At 50.2% G+C, this 16,495-nt stretch carries 12 protein-coding genes; 7 read left to right on the top strand and 5 right to left on the bottom strand.

All coding sequences use genetic code 11. The features are described from left to right. Nucleotides 1-3: 3 nt before the first annotated feature. The 7 genes from DFER_RS26210 (at nt 4) to DFER_RS26180 (ending at nt 8,541) form a co-directional block, all read left to right on the top strand. Complete coding sequence (locus tag DFER_RS26210) at nt 4-1,293, top strand: Gfo/Idh/MocA family protein (protein WP_083769172.1); 1,290 nt, start codon at nt 4-6, stop codon at nt 1,291-1,293. A 64-nt stretch (nt 1,294-1,357) separates the two neighbouring features. Beyond that, nucleotides 1,358-2,704: an aspartate aminotransferase family protein gene (locus tag DFER_RS26205; RefSeq protein ID WP_041735518.1), complete on the top strand. Its 1,347-nt coding sequence runs from the start codon at nt 1,358-1,360 to the stop codon at nt 2,702-2,704. 23 nt (nt 2,705-2,727) lie between these two features. Further along, the gene (dgoD, locus tag DFER_RS26200; protein ID WP_015814691.1) at nt 2,728-3,906 is read left to right on the top strand and encodes a galactonate dehydratase; all 1,179 of its coding nucleotides are present in this window, start codon (nt 2,728-2,730) and stop codon (nt 3,904-3,906) included. A 32-nt stretch (nt 3,907-3,938) separates the two neighbouring features. Further along, nucleotides 3,939-4,706, top strand: coding sequence for an SDR family NAD(P)-dependent oxidoreductase (locus tag DFER_RS26195; RefSeq protein WP_015814690.1), 768 nt, complete (start codon nt 3,939-3,941; stop codon nt 4,704-4,706). 20 nt (nt 4,707-4,726) lie between these two features. Beyond that, nucleotides 4,727-6,115 carry a hypothetical protein gene (locus DFER_RS26190; protein WP_015814689.1) on the top strand — a complete coding sequence of 463 codons (1,389 nt, stop codon included), beginning with the start codon at nt 4,727-4,729 and terminating at the stop codon, nt 6,113-6,115. Beyond that, on the top strand, nt 6,115-7,686 hold the full coding sequence (locus DFER_RS26185; protein WP_015814688.1) for an SLC5 family protein: 1,572 nt from the start codon (nt 6,115-6,117) through the stop codon (nt 7,684-7,686). The genes DFER_RS26190 and DFER_RS26185 overlap by 1 nt, the downstream gene beginning before the upstream one ends. Before the next feature lie 9 nt (nt 7,687-7,695). After that, on the top strand, nt 7,696-8,541 hold the full coding sequence (locus DFER_RS26180) for an SMP-30/gluconolactonase/LRE family protein (RefSeq protein WP_015814687.1): 846 nt from the start codon (nt 7,696-7,698) through the stop codon (nt 8,539-8,541). Between the two features lie 7 nt (nt 8,542-8,548). Here the strand turns inward: DFER_RS26180 and DFER_RS26175 are convergent, their stop codons facing one another. From DFER_RS26175 to DFER_RS26150, 5 genes are all read right to left on the bottom strand, one after another. After that, the gene (locus DFER_RS26175) at nt 8,549-9,607 is read right to left on the bottom strand and encodes an HlyD family secretion protein (RefSeq protein WP_015814686.1); all 1,059 of its coding nucleotides are present in this window, start codon (nt 9,605-9,607) and stop codon (nt 8,549-8,551) included. A gap of 65 nt (nt 9,608-9,672) precedes the next feature. After that, entirely contained in the window at nt 9,673-12,081 is a 2,409-nt protein-coding gene (locus DFER_RS26170) for a peptidase domain-containing ABC transporter (RefSeq protein ID WP_015814685.1), read from the bottom strand. A gap of 23 nt (nt 12,082-12,104) precedes the next feature. Next, nucleotides 12,105-12,929 (bottom strand): glycosyltransferase family 2 protein, encoded by an 825-nt coding sequence (locus DFER_RS26165; RefSeq protein ID WP_015814684.1) that lies wholly within the window; start codon nt 12,927-12,929, stop codon nt 12,105-12,107. 308 nt (nt 12,930-13,237) lie between these two features. After that, complete coding sequence (locus DFER_RS26155; RefSeq protein ID WP_015814683.1) at nt 13,238-14,578, bottom strand: glycosyltransferase; 1,341 nt, start codon at nt 14,576-14,578, stop codon at nt 13,238-13,240. After that, the gene (locus tag DFER_RS26150) at nt 14,575-16,203 is read right to left on the bottom strand and encodes a vitamin K epoxide reductase family protein (RefSeq protein ID WP_015814682.1); all 1,629 of its coding nucleotides are present in this window, start codon (nt 16,201-16,203) and stop codon (nt 14,575-14,577) included. Before DFER_RS26150 ends, DFER_RS26155 begins: the two co-directional genes overlap by 4 nt. Nucleotides 16,204-16,495 lie beyond the last annotated feature (292 nt).

Below are 16,495 nucleotides of genomic sequence, written 5' to 3'. Positions count from 1 at the left end.
AACATGAAAAATCCAGACAAAAACCAGGCTCCCACAACCCGCGACGAAAGTGCATCCCGACCGGTAACAGCCCAAAACCCATTCAACCGACGCTCTTTTTTGCAGTCCATCGGGCTGGGTTCGGCGGCATTGGGGGCTTTCGCGGCCAGTTGCTCTTCCGATAAGCAGGGCGACGACGGCAGCAAGGGAAATCCGGATATCCAGGGTTTTGAAAAAACGGAGCCCACGGCCGAATCCACCAAAAAATGGGTGCCGGTGTCGGACAAAAAAGTGCGGGTGGGCATTATCGGTTACGGCCTTTGCAAATTCGGAGCGGCATTTGAATTTCAAAATCACCCGAACGTCGAGATCGTCGCCGTAAGCGACCTCTTTCCCGACCGCTGCGCCGAGCTTGCCAAAGCCTGCCGCTGCTCCAAAACCTACCCATCCCTGGAAGAACTCGTGAAGGACGACTCCATCGAAGCGGTATTCATCGCCACCGATGCCCCGAGCCACGCCAAACATGCCATTGAAGCGCTCAAACACGGAAAACACGTGGCCGTTGCGGTGCCGGCGGTCTTCGGCTCGCTGGAAGATGCCGACCGGTTGTATGAAGCGGTGAAAACGAGCGGTAAAAAGTACATGATGTTCGAAACATCGTGCTTCCACGAAGACCTGTATGCGATGAAGCAAATTTATGACAAAGGCGGATTCGGCAAGCTGGTGTACTCGGAGGGCGAATACTACCATTATATGGATGAGCCGCTGGCCTCGTACAAAAACTGGCGCGTGGGGCTTCCGCCGCAGTATTACCCTACGCATTCCAATGCCTATTATGTGGGCGTGACGGGCGGCAGCTTCACCGAAGTGTCGTGCCTGGGCATTCCGAGCATTGTGCAGCAGTTGCAGCCTTCGAACAACACTTATAAAAACCCTTTTGGAACTGAAATCGCGCTTTTCAGGACCAGCGAAGGCGGAATGTCGCGCATGGCCGTGAGCTGGGATTCGCCGGGCGATCATGGCGAAAAAGGCCGGATCAGGGGACAAAAGGGATCTTACTACGGCAAATACGAGGGCCACGAAAAGCAACTGCCCGACATCGTGCGGCCTCCGCTGCCCCCGGGTGTGGACCAGGGCGGGCACGGCGGATCGCACGGCAGACTTACCGACGAGTTTATCGCCGCGGTTTTGCAGGACCGCCAGCCGCTGGTCAACATCGCCGTAGCATTGAACATGACCGTAGCGGGCATTGTGGCCCACAACTCGGCCATGAAAAACGGCGAAACACTCAAAATTCCCCAGTACAAGGTTTAGCAGGTCTTCGGGGGCCCAAAGCCCCTACTCTGTTTCGATCCATATGATTTTAAATACTGACATTATGAATGCAACATGGCCGAAGTCATCGGAAATACTGAAAAATAACGAACAATGGATTCCCGGCGGCGTGGTATCGCTCAACCGGAAGTCCGACCCGAATATATGTTTTACCAAAGGCGTGGGAAGCCACGTGTGGGACCTCGAAGGCAACAGATACATCGACTACCAGGCCGGTTTCGCAGCTTCTTTCCTCGGACACAACGATCCCGACGTGAATGCGGCCGTAATGCAGACGCTCCAAGACGACAGCGTGCTCATGGGCGCCGGGCCGACGGACCTGGAAGGCCGGTTTGCGGAGCTGTTCTGCCGGTCGGTGCCCACGGTGGAAAGCATCCAGATCACCACCACAGGCTCCGAAGCGACCTACCACGCTATTCGTATAGCCAGGGGAGTTACCGGGCGCAACCACATTATCGTGATGCAGGGCGGCTATAACGGCTGGCATAACGACGTCGCCTGCAACGTGATCAGCGCGCTCGCCGACGTGGGTGAGCGGGTGAGCCCGGGCGAGTATCCGTTCGATTCACTGTCGGCAGGCATTCCCGACGAGCACAAGTCGCTGGTGCATGTGATCAACTACAACGACCTTGATTCGGTGCGGCACATCGTGAAAAACTTCCCCGTCGCCTGCATCCTGCTCGAACCGATCCTGCAAAATATCGGTATCGTGAAGCCGCTGCCCGGTTACCTGCCGGAGCTGCGCAAACTGGCCGATGAAGAAGGCTTTTTATTAATATTTGATGAAGTAAAAACCGGTTTCCGCCACGCATTGGGCGGCTACCAGAGCATTTGCGGCGTCCAGCCCGACCTGAGCACGTTCGGAAAAGCGGTAGCGAATGGCTATCCACTGGGGGTGATTGGCGGAAAGAAAAAGTATATGGATTATTTTGTTCACCCCGAAAAATCAAAAAGGGTGCTGATCGCGGGTACATTCAATGCATTTCCGCTCACTACTGCTGCCGCCATTGCAACGCTGGAAAAACTGGCTTCGCCGGAACATAATGTGTATGAGCACGTTAACCAGCTCGGACAGGTATTGGAAGACGGGCTGCATTCCATCTTTTCGGGAATGGACAAGCCTTTTCATGTAGCCCGGCAGGGGTCGGCATTTTGCGTGTACTTTATGGACCACGCGCCGATGGATTTTCATGACATTCTTAAAAACCACGATTTCGGGTTTGATAAAACATACCGCCTGAAACTGATTGAACAGGGAATCTTCAATTTTCCCCTCCCTATTAAGCAAGGCAGCATTTCATTTGCCCACACGTTACAGGACATTGAAGAAACACTTGAAAAAACCGAGGACGTAGTGCAGCGCCTTTTGCAGAAAAGCCCGGTCCTGTAATCCATTTGTTTGCAAAACATTTTATGAAAATTACTTCCATTGAAACAATGGTCTGTAACGCCCGTATGCGTAACTGGATCTTTGTGAAAGTTGTAACGGACCAGCCCGGGCTCTGGGGCTGGGGAGAAGCCACGCTCGAATGGCACACCCGATCGGTCGTGGGGGCGATTGAAGACCTCTCGCAGCTGCTTATCGGCGAAGACCCGCGGCGGATCGAGCATCTGTGGCAAATGATGTACCGGCAGCATTTCTGGCACGGAAACGGCATTGTCCGCGGCACGGCGATCAGCGGCATCGACATTGCCCTGTGGGACATTGCGGGCAAGATCCACGGCGTGCCGACGCACCATCTCTGGGGCGGCCGCGTACGCGACCATATCCGGCTATACTGCCACCTGGGAGGCGGCAAAATGGAGGATTTTTACCAAACGCGCCCCGACGACGCCCACCGCTTCGGTGAGCTGGCCCAGGCGGCGGTGGAAGATGGCTTCACAGCTTTCAAATCCATGGCCGTGCCGGAAACGATGCCGCTAGAAGGCCTCAAACCGGTCCATTATGCCGAGGCCTGCGTGGCAGCCATGCGCGAAGCCGTAGGCGACCATATCGACATCATGGTAGACTGCCACGCCCGGCCTAGTCCGCGTATGGGCATGCAGTTTGCCAAAGCGCTGGAACCTTATGGTTTGTATTTTTTTGAAGAACCGTGCTGGCCGGAGACGCTGGAAGACATTGCGCTCATTCAGCGGGCCGTGAAAACGCCCATCGCAACCGGCGAGCGGCTCGTGGGCGTGCATGCATTCCGCGAGCTGCTGGAAAAACAGGCGGTGAGTGTGATCCAGCCCGATATCACGCATTGCGGCGGACTGAGTGAAGTGCGCAGGATCGCGGCGATGGCCGAGGCTTACCGGGTAGCCGTGGCGCCGCATAATCCGCAAGGACCCGTAAGCACCGCCGCGTCCATTGAATTCGGCTTTGCCACGCCGTCGTACATCATTTGCGAAAGCGTGCACAGCGACGTTCCCTGGCGCGAGGCCGTGGTGAGCGAAGGTTTTACCGTCGAAAAACACGGCAGGACCGTCTTTCCGAACGAAAAACCCGGCCTGGGCATCGAAATCAATGAGGAAGAAGTCCGGCGTCATCCCTTTGAACAGGAAGTGCTGCAACGCTCATTTTACAGCGACGGCAGCGTGGGCGACTGGTAATCTTCAAGCAAAAAGGGCAAACGGCAGTTTTAATGGAAAAGATATTCGGAGAAAAAACACTCATCATCAGCGGCGGGCTTGGCGACATTGGTCGTGCGCTAGCCCTGGAATTTGCCCGGCAGGGCGCTCACATTGGCATAGGCGATATTTTACCGGAAAACGACGCAGCCGGACTTTTGGAACAGATCAGGATTTTGGAAGTAAAAGCGCATTACCGGCAGGTGGACATCACCGATCCCGAAGCCGTAGCCCGCTGGGTGCTCTACGTAGAAAATACGCTGGGCCCGCCCGACTTAATCATCGCCAATGCGGCCACGGTGACCCTCGGAGGCATTCATGACATTACCCCCGCGCAATGGGCACGGGAGCTGCGGGTGAACCTCGACGGCGCATTTTATCTCGCCCAGGCGGCCACAGCGCGGCTGCTTCACCACGGTCGGCCGGGCCGGGTGGTATTTGTCGGGAGCTGGGCGGCGGCATCCGTGCACGTGCATTGCCCCTCCTACTCCGTTTCCAAAGCGGGCTTGCGGATGCTTTGCCAATGCATGGCACTGGAACTGGCGCCGCATCAGATCCTGGTGAACGAAATCGCGCCCGGCTACGTCGAGGCGGGTTTGAGCGCCGGTATCTGGGCCGATAACCCGGGACTGAAAGAGGTTTCGCGCGAGAAAATACCGATCAAAAAAATCATAAGCCCGCAGGCCGTCGCCTGGCAGGCGGTGCAGCTTTGTCACCCTCAAAACGAGCACATGACCGGCAGCACCGTACTCATGGACGGCGGACTATCGCTACTAACCTGACCCTTAAAAACCAAATTTGAATGGATCCACAGCATTACCCAACCGTCCGAAATGCCTCTTTCCGGGGATGGATCGGTGTGGCGCAAAAAGACATCACTCCTCCTGCCGGCATTTACTCCCGCAACTGGGGCGCCTCCCAATTCGACACGGCGGCGGGCATTCACCGACCGCTCACACTCACCTGCCTCACGATCCAGGCCGAGCCGGCGGAAACTCCGCTCGTGCTCGTAGCGGCCGATTTGGGATGGTGGAAAAATGCAGAAGACGAACGGTTTGTCCGCAAGGCCATTCTGAATGCATTGTCGCTCGATGAAGGACGGCTGCTGTTCTGCCTGTCGCACACCCACGCGGGTCCCAGCCTGTGCCGCGACGATGCCGCCAAGCCGGGCGGCGAGCTGATCGCCCCCTACCTCGACCGCATTATTGAAGTAACGGCAGTCGCAGTAAACGAGGCGCTGGCAGCGGCCGGCGAAGCGGTGCTCACCTGGGAATACGGCAAATGCAACCTGGCCAAAAACCGCGATTTGCCTCAACCGGAGAAAAACCGGTTTCTGGTCGGATACAATGCTGAAATCCCTGCCGACGACACATTGCTCGTGGGACGGGTTACGGGCACGCAAGGGCAGATCATCGCGACCATTGCCAACTATGCCTGCCACCCTACTACCCTCGCCTGGGACAATCGCCTCATTTCGCCCGACTTCATCGGCGGCATGCGCGAGCTCGTGGAGGCCGAAACGCAGGCTCCGTTGTTGTTTTTACAAGGAGCGTCGGGCGACCTGTCCCCTGCCGAGCAGTACTCAGGCGACCACACCCTGGCCGACCGCTACGGAAAGCAGCTGGGATATGCGATGCTCGCGGTTTTGGAAAGCATGCTGGGGCCGGCATCCGTGCTCACTTACCAGCAGGCGGTAGAGTCTGGCGCTCCGCTGGCATTGTGGCGCGAGGAGAAAGGAGTCGTTTCCAATAAGCTCGAAATCAACAAAATAGACATTCCACTGTCATTGAAACCCATGCCCGCGCTGTCCGACCTGGAAGCGGAATGGGCGGCCTGCGACGATCGGGTTTTGAAGGAACGCCTCTGGCGCAAACGGTGCATCCGCAAAGTGGTGGGCGACGGCAGCACGGCGAATATGCCCGTGTGGCTATGGCAGCTGGGCGACAGCGTAATCGTCGCCCAATGCAATGAAGCTTACTCGCGGTTCCAAACGGATGTGCGCGCTGCATTTCCACACCATGCGGTGGCGGTGATGAATGTCGTGAACGGAAGTATCGGTTACCTGCCGCCCGCCGAGCTGTACGCCGAAGATATGTACGCAGTATGGCAAACCCCTTTTGACAAAGGCTCCCTCGAATTGCTCACCGAAACCGTACTCTCGGAGGTTCGTCTCCTCACTTCTGAAAAATAATGGATATCAACCTCACCGCGCTCGACGCAACGATATTTGGCATTTACATTTTGGGCGTGATCGGCCTGGGCATGTACGCCTCCCGAAAAGGCGAACAAACCAAACGCGACTACTTCCTGGCTGGCGACAAGCTGCCCTGGTGGATGATCGGCGGCAGCATTATCGCTTCCAACATCAGCAGCCATCATTTGGTAGGTGCAATGGGCATGGCTTATAGTCGCGGCTTCATTGCTGTGGCAATGGAATGGGGCGCGATTTTCATGGGGTTCAATGCATTGCTATGGATTTTCCTGCCTTTTTACATCCGAAACGGATTTTACACCGTTCCTGAATTTTTGCATAAAAGGTTCGGCGGAGCGGCGCGCACGACGTACGCGGTGCTGATTCTGCTTACTTATGTTTTGGTGGAAATCAGCGCGGTGCTGTATCTGGGAGCACTTTCGCTGCATTCGCTGCTGGACATTCCTGTGCTGACGAGCGTGGTGGTGCTGGCGGTACTGACGGGCCTGTACACCATTATCGGCGGGTTACGCGCGGTGATCTGGACAGAAATGCTGCAACTGGGCGTGCTGGTGCTCGGCGGGATTATCCTCACCGTGGCCACGGTGGACGCCGCGGGCGGTGTATCGGCCGTGATGGCCACCTCCGAAAACTGGGAGCTGATCCTCCCGGCAAACGACCCGGATTTCCCGTGGACGATGTACCTGGGCGGTTCGCTTTGCATCAGCGTGTTTTACTGTGCCACCAACCAGTTTATCGTGCAAAGAGTGCTCGCGTCGAAAAACGAATGGCACGCGCGCATGGGTGTGATCTTTGCCGATTACCTCAAATTCCTCATTCCGCTGATCATCACGGTACCCGCGCTGGTAGCCCCGAAATTGTTCCCCAATTTGGAAAAACCCGACCTGCTATTTCCGACATTGGTGCAAAACCTGCTGCCGTCCGGGCTGGTAGGGCTCGTGATGGCGGGACTGATTGCGGCGGTTATGTCGCACCTTTCGGGGGCGATCAATTCCTGCACGACCATCCTGACCATGGACATTTACCTGCCCTATTTCAGCAAAAAAACATCGGAAAAAGACGCTGTGCGCTTCGGAAGAGTGTCTGGCGCGACCATTATCGTGATCGGCATTTTGTGTACGGGATTGTTCCTGGCACATTCCGACAAGCCCGTATTTCTCTACCTCATCAACGCTTACGGACTATTCACGCCGGGCATTGCAGCGATGTTCCTGCTGGGTATTTTATGGAAAAGAACCACGCACGCCGGCGCACTCACTGCCGGCATCATGACGATCCCCCTTTCTCTTTTGATTGAATTCATTTTCCCTGAAATGCCTTTCCTGAACCGCACAGGCATTGTTTTCTGGACCTGCATGGCGGCGTGCGTGCTCGTGAGCCTCGTTACCGCGCCCAAGCCCGAGGCCGAGCTGGAAGGGCTGATCTGGAACCGTGCCAGCCTCACATTACCCGCAGCCGAGCGCGAGCAGCAGCGCGGCATCCGGAACCCATTCTACTGGTGGGCGCTCATCACGGCGATCGTCCTATTTTTTTATGTCAAATACGCCTAACCGACCGAAATGAGTACGATCGCAACCGTATTGGAACACCGATGCCTGCTGGGCGAAGGCCCGGTGTGGGACGCGGATCGGCAGCGTATATTGTGGGTTGATATATTGCGGGGCGAGATCCACCAATATTTTACGCTCACTGAAAAACACCACATTTTTAAAGCCGGACAAATGGTCGGGGCCATTGCCTTGACCAAAACCGGTAGCCTGATAGGCGCGCTGCACCACGGCTTTTACCATATCGACCTCGAAAACGAGCTTCTCGAACAAATCACCGACCCCGAAGCCAATCTACCAGAAAACCGTTTCAACGACGGCAAATGCGATCCCGCCGGACGGTTCTGGGCCGGCACAATGTCGGTAACCGGCAAAGCCAATGCCGGGAAGCTATATATGCTGGACAACGACCATTCGGTACAAACGAAAATCGACGGCGTCAGCTGCTCCAACGGCCTGGCATGGAGCCACGACCAGAGGACATTCTACTACATCGACACCGGCACACAAGAAGTTGTCGCCTACGATTTCCACCCCGCCGACGCAACAATCTCCAACAAACGGACCATCATCCGCATCGCACCGGAAGAAGGCTACCCCGACGGGATGACGATCGACAGCGAAGGAATGCTCTGGGTAGCAATCTGGGGCGGCGGAAAAGTGAAGCGATTCAACCCCGCCACAGGCCTCTGCCTCGACGAAATACATTTACCAGTCACACTCGTCACTTCCTGCACATTCGGCGGCCCCACCCTGCGCGACCTCTACATCACCACCGCCCGCACGGGACTTACGGATGTTGAGCTGCTGGCGCAGCCGCTGGCGGGGTCGCTTTTTGTGGTGCGGGGGCGTGGATAACGCCAAGTCACTTCCCTCCGACCCGAATCGTGGATAGCAGCCTTTCCGCCAGTCGCCTGTCAGCCGTAATGATTTCGGCCTGGCCTTTCAGGCCGTTTCGGTAGGATAGCGTATGCCCGTAGCGCGTTTTCAGTTTGTCAGGCAATTCGATATATCCCCAGTAGCTATCATCTTTCCCGGGTGAATTCGAAAGTTGGGCCAATTTGCCTTCCACCATGCCATATTCCCGGTGTGGAAATCCGTCCAGTTTAATCAAAACTGTCTGCCCTTCCTTCAATTTGCCGATGTTTGGTTGCGGGATTTTAACAATCCCCTGGAATGAATTAATTGTCGGCCCCACCGTCATAAGCTCCTGGCCTGCGATTAGATATTGTTCCTCGTGGCATGGCATTGAGAAAGATACTTTTCCAGCGACTGGCGCCGTAAGAATGTATTTCTGCCGCCAACGATCGATGCTATTGCACAATGCATGCAATGATTGCAAAAAGTCAATTTTGCGTTCCTCAATAGCATTCTCAACTCCAAGTATTTCCCCTTTTTGCTTTTGATAATAAATTCCACCTACAAGAAAGGATTTCAATCCGGTAAGTTTTTGATTAAAAAATTGAAAGTCATTTTGTAACTCACCCAATTGCTTGTAAGAAACGATCGGAAAATGCCGGACCGAATCCCAGCGATTATTTGAAATCGCATGACTGATCTGTTCCATTTCCTTTTCCAACTTTATGATCTGCTCATGATCGCCCGCGCTTTCTAGATAAGCAACCGTTTGACCCTTCAAAACCTGTTGTCCATTCTTGACAAAAAGCTTAGTTAGTTCACCTTCGGTTTGCGCCACAATTGCCCGCGGAGCCTCGGTTGCTATGAGTGTAAATGGTGCGGTAATAGTATCCGGATAGCGGATCAGCCATGTCCCTAATCCTAACAACACCATTACTCCAAAAAACAATGTAATGCCCCAGCTTATCAGCCAATTCGGCGGGCGGCTGATGATCTCCTGTACTTCCTCCGAATTAAATTCGTTGAAGGGAGTTGCACGTGGCGTAAAGTCCTGATTTTGCGGCATACAGGTTATGGGTTAACGGTCAAAAGCCAATTACGACGACAAGTTTCGTCGGGCTTTATGCCAACTTATCCAGCTGCTAATTCCAATTGATTACTAACCAGCTCAAAATATTTTCCATGAGCAAGTACCAACTCATCATGCGTTCCTATTTCTACAATTTCTCCTTTGTCCATAACCACGATCTGGTCGGCATGCCTGACTGTACTCAGGCGATGGGCTACGACTATCACGGTACGGCCCTTAAAAAATTCGTCCAGGTTTCGCATAATGATGGCTTCATTATTGGCATCAAGTGCATTGGTCGCTTCGTCGAAAAGCAACAATTGAGGATTTTTATAAACGGAGCGGGCGATTAATATGCGTTGTTTTTGCCCCTGACTTATCCCGTTTCCTTCCGCTCCTATTCTGGTATGATAGCCCAGGGGGAGTGACTCTATAAATTCATGAATATTAGCAATATGCGCAGCCTGATATAACCGCTCCTGATCAATTACCTCGTCGCCCACGGCAATATTTCTGGCAATGGAATCGGAAAAAATAAATCCCTCCTGCATTACAACGCCGCATTGAAGCCGCCAGGCCTTATGAGAAATGTATTTCAAATCAAGCGCATTTCCAATTATGTTTTGATGACTTGCATCTCCAACTTTTTTTCCTGTTGAATCTGACTCTTGTATTGCGCATTTACTTAATGAAATAGATCCACTTTGAGGCTCGTAAAATCGTAACAATAATTTCAATAGCGTCGTTTTGCCACTTCCACTTGTCCCTACAACAGCGGTCGTTTTACCATATGGAATAGTGAAATTGATGTTCCTCAAAACAGGCTCATTTCCTGCACCCGGGTAAGTGTAAGTGATGTTATTTAAGTTAATATCTTGTTCTTGGTCCCAGGTCCTTCTTTTCGGTTCCCCGGCGGGCTCTTCGTCGGCGAGTTCATGGACCTCATTCAACCTTTCCAAACTCATTTGCGCATCCTGCCACGAGCGCAGAAAGCTGATCATTTGCTCAATGGGTGCATTGAACTGCCCTAGAATATATTGGACAGACACCATTCCGCCCAAGGTTAACTGCCCGTCAATCACAGCCTTTGCTGCCAAAAAGGTGATAAAAATGTTTTTCCCCTGATTGATCAAAAGTGCCCCTGCCTGTTGATACTGCGATAGCGATAAACTCTTTATCGACCATTTAAAAAGCTGCGCTTGTACCCGCTCCCATTCCCAGCGCTTGGCGGTTTCGGCTCCTGCCAGCTTAATATCCTGCATACCCTGGATAAGCTGAACAATTTTGCTTTGGTTGGAAGACGAAACATCAAAACGTTTCGTATCCAAAACCCGGCGCCGGTTCAGGAATAACAACACCCAAACCGCGTACAAAATGGACGCACCAGCAGCTACAAAAAATATCGATATATGGTAGTAAGCAAGTACAAAACCAAAAACAATTAAATTGAAAATCGAGAACAAAAGACTCAGCGTTTGCCCCGTGAGAAAAGCCTCAATGCGACTATGGTCGCCCATCCGCTGCATAATGTCACCGAATTGCTTGACATCAAAAAAGGAAAGAGGAAGGCGCATTAGTTTGGAAAGAAACTCCGACAAAACCGTCAGGTTGAGCCTTGTGCTTATATGAAGCAATATCCAGCTGCGAAGAAAATCAACTGCTCCTGTGCTCAGTAAAAGAACAATTTGAGCAATTAAAATCAGATATATAAAAGATAAGTTCTGGTTATTAATTCCTATATCGACCACTGATTGCGTGAAGAAAGGCATAAGCAATGACAGTCCACTGCCTACCAACATGCCGAGCCCTAACTGAACAACCAGTTTTTTATACCGCCAGAGATAACCCAGCAGTTGAAAAAAATGCAATCCTTTCACTTTCTCCCCCTCTTCCTCGTAAAAGCGCGTGGTAGGTTCCAGCAGCAGCGCTAAACCCTCCCTGCTATCTTCAACACCACCCGAAAGCCACTGTTTATTGAATTCAGCAGCTGTATACGAAACCAGGCCGCTGGCAGGATCGGCGATGTGAAAAATCGCTTTCTTATTGCCATACCCATTTTCTCTGTCGTGTACATTTTTCTCATGAACAGAAGGCGTAATTATTCTACTATCCAGGGAATTACCTGATGCCCTCCCTCCCCAGGCCTTTCCTAATAGGTGTCTGTCAATCACGGATGAGCGACCACTCACCTCATACAAAACCACAAAATGATTTTGCCCCCAATGTAATACGCAGGGAAGTGGAACCTCATCTATCAGTTTTTCTACCGTTACCTTCACACCAATCGACGTGAAACCAATTGTTTCCGCTGCTTCCGCAATGCCCAACATGGATACTCCGTCGCGGCTGATTTGCGATTTTTCCCGAAGGGTTTGTGCTGTATAATGCTTCCCGAAATGCTTCGCAATCATGCGAAGACAAGTGGGGCCGCAGTCCATTTGATCCAGCTGCTTGTAAATAGGAAAGGCCATAGTATGATGCTAGTGAAGAGATTTCAAAGCGTCGGATGCTCTCGATATGTTCTTTGCAATATCTGCCATCCATGTTCGCGTATCAGGTAATTGATCACCTCGATTCTCTCTTTCTGAAAGTCAAATCTTTTCCAGGACGCAACCTCGTCATGGCCATAATACTTCTTTAAATTGCCACATAATAACAACTCGCTCTGGGCAGGTACAATGGTGGGTATATTTTCGAATATCTTGCAAGCAGCAGATAAGTGAATATCTTCCGCATTTTCGAGCGTGTAAGGTTTAATTCGCCAAAATAAAGACACCCAATCTCTTTTGAACAGCCAACTATTGCAACCAAAATCTGTTTCTGTGTCAGTTCTGTTGTAATTACAAAATTTTTCCTCATCGCCATCCCCTACCAGGAAACGTCTCAGATCAGTTATTTCCGGTCCATTCGACCTCGCTTGATAACTGATGATTCTCCCGGCACTGGCTATAATTGCATTTCTAGCTTCTGACATTCTTCGGGCTTCTTCAAGCCAGTTCGGTGACGGGATAACGTCATCATCCAGTATCCAAACGTATTCAGATTTCACATGCAATGCGAGAGAAAATCTACCGAAGTATTTTAGGTTAACCGATGAACTAACAAACTGGATATTACTGTACTTTCTCAGGACCTTTTCAATGTTAACATGGGCCCCGCATTGGTATATCCATATTTGGTACGGCTGCTCGGTCTGGCTCAAAAGCGCCGCAATCTGTTCTTCCAAGTGATTTCTTTTCCAAACCGTTAGAATAACCGTTACGAGTCCATTTTCATCGCCCGCATGTATTTTCCTTCTACCAAACAACCTGTCCAACATAAATGAAGCAGCGGATGAATGCAGTTAATATTGCAAATTTGATCAATGCGATAATGGTTAAAGATGGGGGCATCCAAAGTGCCCCCAAGCTCTTAACAGTTTTCTACGGAACCGCCCCAACAAGGACAATAAATGCTATATTTATCCACAGCCTCGATGCAGTGCGAGTTCTGACTGGAATCCGCACATACGCACCGATAACTACCGCCACCCTTAATTTCTTTCATCTGCTGCTTTGACAGCAAGTTTGCAGCAAAATCCATTAGCAACTTTTTCATGATTGGAAATTGTTTAAGTAAGTAATTGATCTATGGTGATTTGGCCAAATCCGTCTCTAAATTCCAATCATTGATTGGGTTCATGTTAACCTGACCGACATTGTCTCGATAGGTCAAATTATTCAACAATTCCATTATCTTCATTCTGATATTTCGTGCCGAATCTCTCCGCAAATTCCCCTTTATGCCCAACCCTTTCGCCACCAATCGCGCAGCATTTCCCGGTTGATCGCTTTGATAGTTCAGTGGATACGCGAGCATTGGGACACCTGCCGTTAAACACTCACATATCGAGTTCATCCCGGCATGCGTGACCATCAAATCGCAATATGGTAGCAATTCGGTTTGAGGCATAAACCGCGTGATCAACACTTTTTCATTTTGTCGGTTTGCGATATCCGTGTACATCTCACCAGCGGAGATAATCAGGTAAGTATCTGGTATGTGCTCAACAGCAGTAATTAATCTACGGAAAAAACCGGTTGCGACTGCTTTGTGCAATGCACCCAGCGTTCCCAATGAAGCGTAAATCAAATTCTTCTTTTTCGTGTTTGCATCGTTACGTAACGCATAAATGCTCGTCCAGATGGCAGAAGAATCCTGTGAATCGTTGGATTTTTTTTCAAAAGCATAATAGACAAACCGCTCATATTCGTCCGGCACATACCAATCATATTCCAGGAACCGAGGCCGAAGATGAATGATCGGCACATTCCTTATACTTTCGTAAAGGGCATTGTCCCTCCGGCGAAACAAATCAATGTCCACACCTTGCCTCGATGAAAATCTTTTTAAAAAGTACTGATCATCGGCACCTAAAAACACTGCTTTCTTTAATATGGACAATGCCCCACGTTTAGCCAGGTAAGCTCTCCAAAGAACATTCGCCAACAAGCGATAAACAAAACTGTCCCTAAACGGCGTGTCACAAGTTAAAGGAGGTATGCCCTTTTGCCGGCGCGTTGGCAGCTTACTGTTGACTAACGTTATGTTTTTGTATTGCTGATGAAGTAAGAAATAATAATGGTTTAAATGTTGGTCAATAAAAATCTCATCAGGATCAACAGCGAGACAAATTTCACGAACTGCTTGCAGGGATTCGAGAAACTCCCGGTAGCGAAGAAGCGTGAATCTTTTGTTAACAATATTTTTCAAAAAGAAACCCAAAGCCGCCCGCCAATTGTTTACCAGATACTCTTCCAAGCAGTGTAGTATAGTAAATTCGAAATCCTGTGCTTCGACATGCTTTTGTAAGTCCCGAGTGCCCGAAAACACTACGCGGTATCCTTGCATCCGCAGTTGATTTGCAAGGCCAAAACAGGCGTTATAGTGGCTCGGAACCGGAAGCATGATAAAAAGAGCAGTTTTCATACGTTTGATTCTAACACTTTATCAAACTCCACTCTCTTTAAAATCCATTGCAAGCTTTCTAGTTTATATATTTCGGGCATTTTGTAGCCGTTGATATAAATAGTGGGAGTTAGGGCGATATCCGCTTCATGGCACCATAGCCTTTGGTTTCGGCATATTGCCATCATCTCCGTGGGATCTGTGGTCGTTGGATGGGACTTAGCCCATGCATTGTAGTCCTTTTCTTTTTGACTATACCATTCAGTTAAAGCACTGCGAGCCGACGTTTCGTGCCTGGCCAATGCCAATAAATGTGTAACTACCTTCGTCGCGGGACTGGAATCGCCGGTTGTAGAAAAAATGGTCGTCACGCTCACATTCTCATCTTGCAAAACCAACTGTTCCAATTCCTTATGTGCCCTGGAACACGAACTGCAATAAGGGTTCGTCACCATTGTAATTTTGATTTCAGCATCAGGATTTCCGAGCACAAGCGGGTAAATATCAGCAGAAATTGGCGGTGATTGAGGCTGTTGAATTAACAAGGTTTTGAATATTGCCGGATCTCGCTTTAAAGCCAATAATTCTTCATGCTCACGACGGATTTGGGTTCGGCTATCTAATAACGGCTTTATAATTACCCATGCAATAGTTGGAAGCAAAAAGCCAATCAGCAGCACTAAATATGGCTGGATATGTCCGGGTAAGGCCTTCAATTGAGTCAGTGCTATTACTCCTTCGACAATAAGAATTACCTGTACCCCAAGGCATAATGTGCACCACTGACGCACTTTATAGGCTTGATAATAAATCGAAAAAGCGACGTAAGGCATCGCTAGCAAAGCAAGGGCATTTAAAAGATTGAATTCATTGTGCTGTTCACCTGTGAAGAGCAAAGCAGAAGAACCGCCTGCAAAGTAGAGTAAGCCTAAGTCCGACCAGTTTAGCCAGCCGAACAGCTTAGCGCCGGGTGAATTCAGAACGTTTTCGCAACTGGTTTTGTCATTAATCCTGCATAGCCGGTCCGTCAAGTCATTTTTACTACCTAATTGTTTGGCAATCAACAAACCCGTAAAAAACAAGCCGGAAATTTTTGTAAAAAACAATAGCCATTCGGGAGTTGAAAAGCTTCGTCCGGCAAACATTAGAGCGCTAAATAAAACGAGTAACGTCGCTCCTGATACAAACGGGCTCCGCCACTTCCTCAATTGCTCCTTTAATCGTTTTGAATCATAATCAACTTCACCGGATTGCTCATTGATTTCTGTCAATAACACTATCCCAGTCCACCTTTTTTCAAAATCGCTCAGCGATAAAGTTACCTCTCCCTGCTCACTGTCGGTGTATTGGATATGTTTTTCGCGAATTTGATTGATCAGAATATACCATCCACCTTTCTTTTTGATTTGCGTAATAAATGGCACAGGAATCTCGCGGAGCTGTTCCACTGTATTCAGTTGAAGCGCGGCGTTATCAATGTTCCAACCCGACAGAACTTCACTCAAACTCAGTAAACTCGGAGAATCGGGATGCTGCAACATCGTTTCCCGAACGGTTTCCCAGGTCACTTTTGCATTCAGATTTCGCAGCAGGCTATACAATGTATCGGTGGCATTATCTCCGGAAACTTTAAAGAAGTTAAGCATAGCAACCGTTTTAAAGAATTATGATAAATGTTGAGAATGTGAGACCTGACTGCCTAAAAAACTTTATTGGAATTAAAATGATTATTGCCTGTGAAATGATGTCATTTGAGTAAAGACATGAGTTTCCTTATTCCGCCAGCGGCCAGCGGATAGAATAAGGATTGCAATTTTTCTGAGATTCTTGGGTGCTGAAAGGAAACTAAATGACAGCCTTCGTTCGGGTGCCACATTTAGTGTACAGTGGTAAACTTAGAGAAATTTTGTTAGAAAAGAAATTTTGAAAATTAAATTT

It is taken from the genome of Dyadobacter fermentans DSM 18053 (genome assembly GCF_000023125.1).
Taxonomy (GTDB): domain Bacteria; phylum Bacteroidota; class Bacteroidia; order Cytophagales; family Spirosomataceae; genus Dyadobacter; species Dyadobacter fermentans.
Note: the sequence above shows the minus strand (reverse complement) of the source record. Positions and strands in the feature narration are given on the sequence as shown.

Excerpts from the sequence above, each read along its gene's own strand:
- DFER_RS26210 (WP_083769172.1), top strand. The coding sequence starts at position 4 with ATGAAAAATCCAGACAAAAACCAGGCTCCCACAACCCGCGACGAAAGT.
- DFER_RS26205 (WP_041735518.1), top strand. The coding sequence starts at position 1,358 with ATGAATGCAACATGGCCGAAGTCATCGGAAATACTGAAAAATAACGAA.
- dgoD (WP_015814691.1), top strand. The coding sequence starts at position 2,728 with ATGAAAATTACTTCCATTGAAACAATGGTCTGTAACGCCCGTATGCGT.
- DFER_RS26195 (WP_015814690.1), top strand. The coding sequence starts at position 3,939 with ATGGAAAAGATATTCGGAGAAAAAACACTCATCATCAGCGGCGGGCTT.
- DFER_RS26190 (WP_015814689.1), top strand. The coding sequence starts at position 4,727 with ATGGATCCACAGCATTACCCAACCGTCCGAAATGCCTCTTTCCGGGGA.
- DFER_RS26185 (WP_015814688.1), top strand. The coding sequence starts at position 6,115 with ATGGATATCAACCTCACCGCGCTCGACGCAACGATATTTGGCATTTAC.
- DFER_RS26180 (WP_015814687.1), top strand. The coding sequence starts at position 7,696 with ATGAGTACGATCGCAACCGTATTGGAACACCGATGCCTGCTGGGCGAA.
- DFER_RS26175 (WP_015814686.1), bottom strand. The coding sequence starts at position 9,607 with ATGCCGCAAAATCAGGACTTTACGCCACGTGCAACTCCCTTCAACGAA.
- DFER_RS26170 (WP_015814685.1), bottom strand. The coding sequence starts at position 12,081 with ATGGCCTTTCCTATTTACAAGCAGCTGGATCAAATGGACTGCGGCCCC.
- DFER_RS26165 (WP_015814684.1), bottom strand. The coding sequence starts at position 12,929 with ATGTTGGACAGGTTGTTTGGTAGAAGGAAAATACATGCGGGCGATGAA.
- DFER_RS26155 (WP_015814683.1), bottom strand. The coding sequence starts at position 14,578 with ATGAAAACTGCTCTTTTTATCATGCTTCCGGTTCCGAGCCACTATAAC.
- DFER_RS26150 (WP_015814682.1), bottom strand. The coding sequence starts at position 16,203 with ATGCTTAACTTCTTTAAAGTTTCCGGAGATAATGCCACCGATACATTG.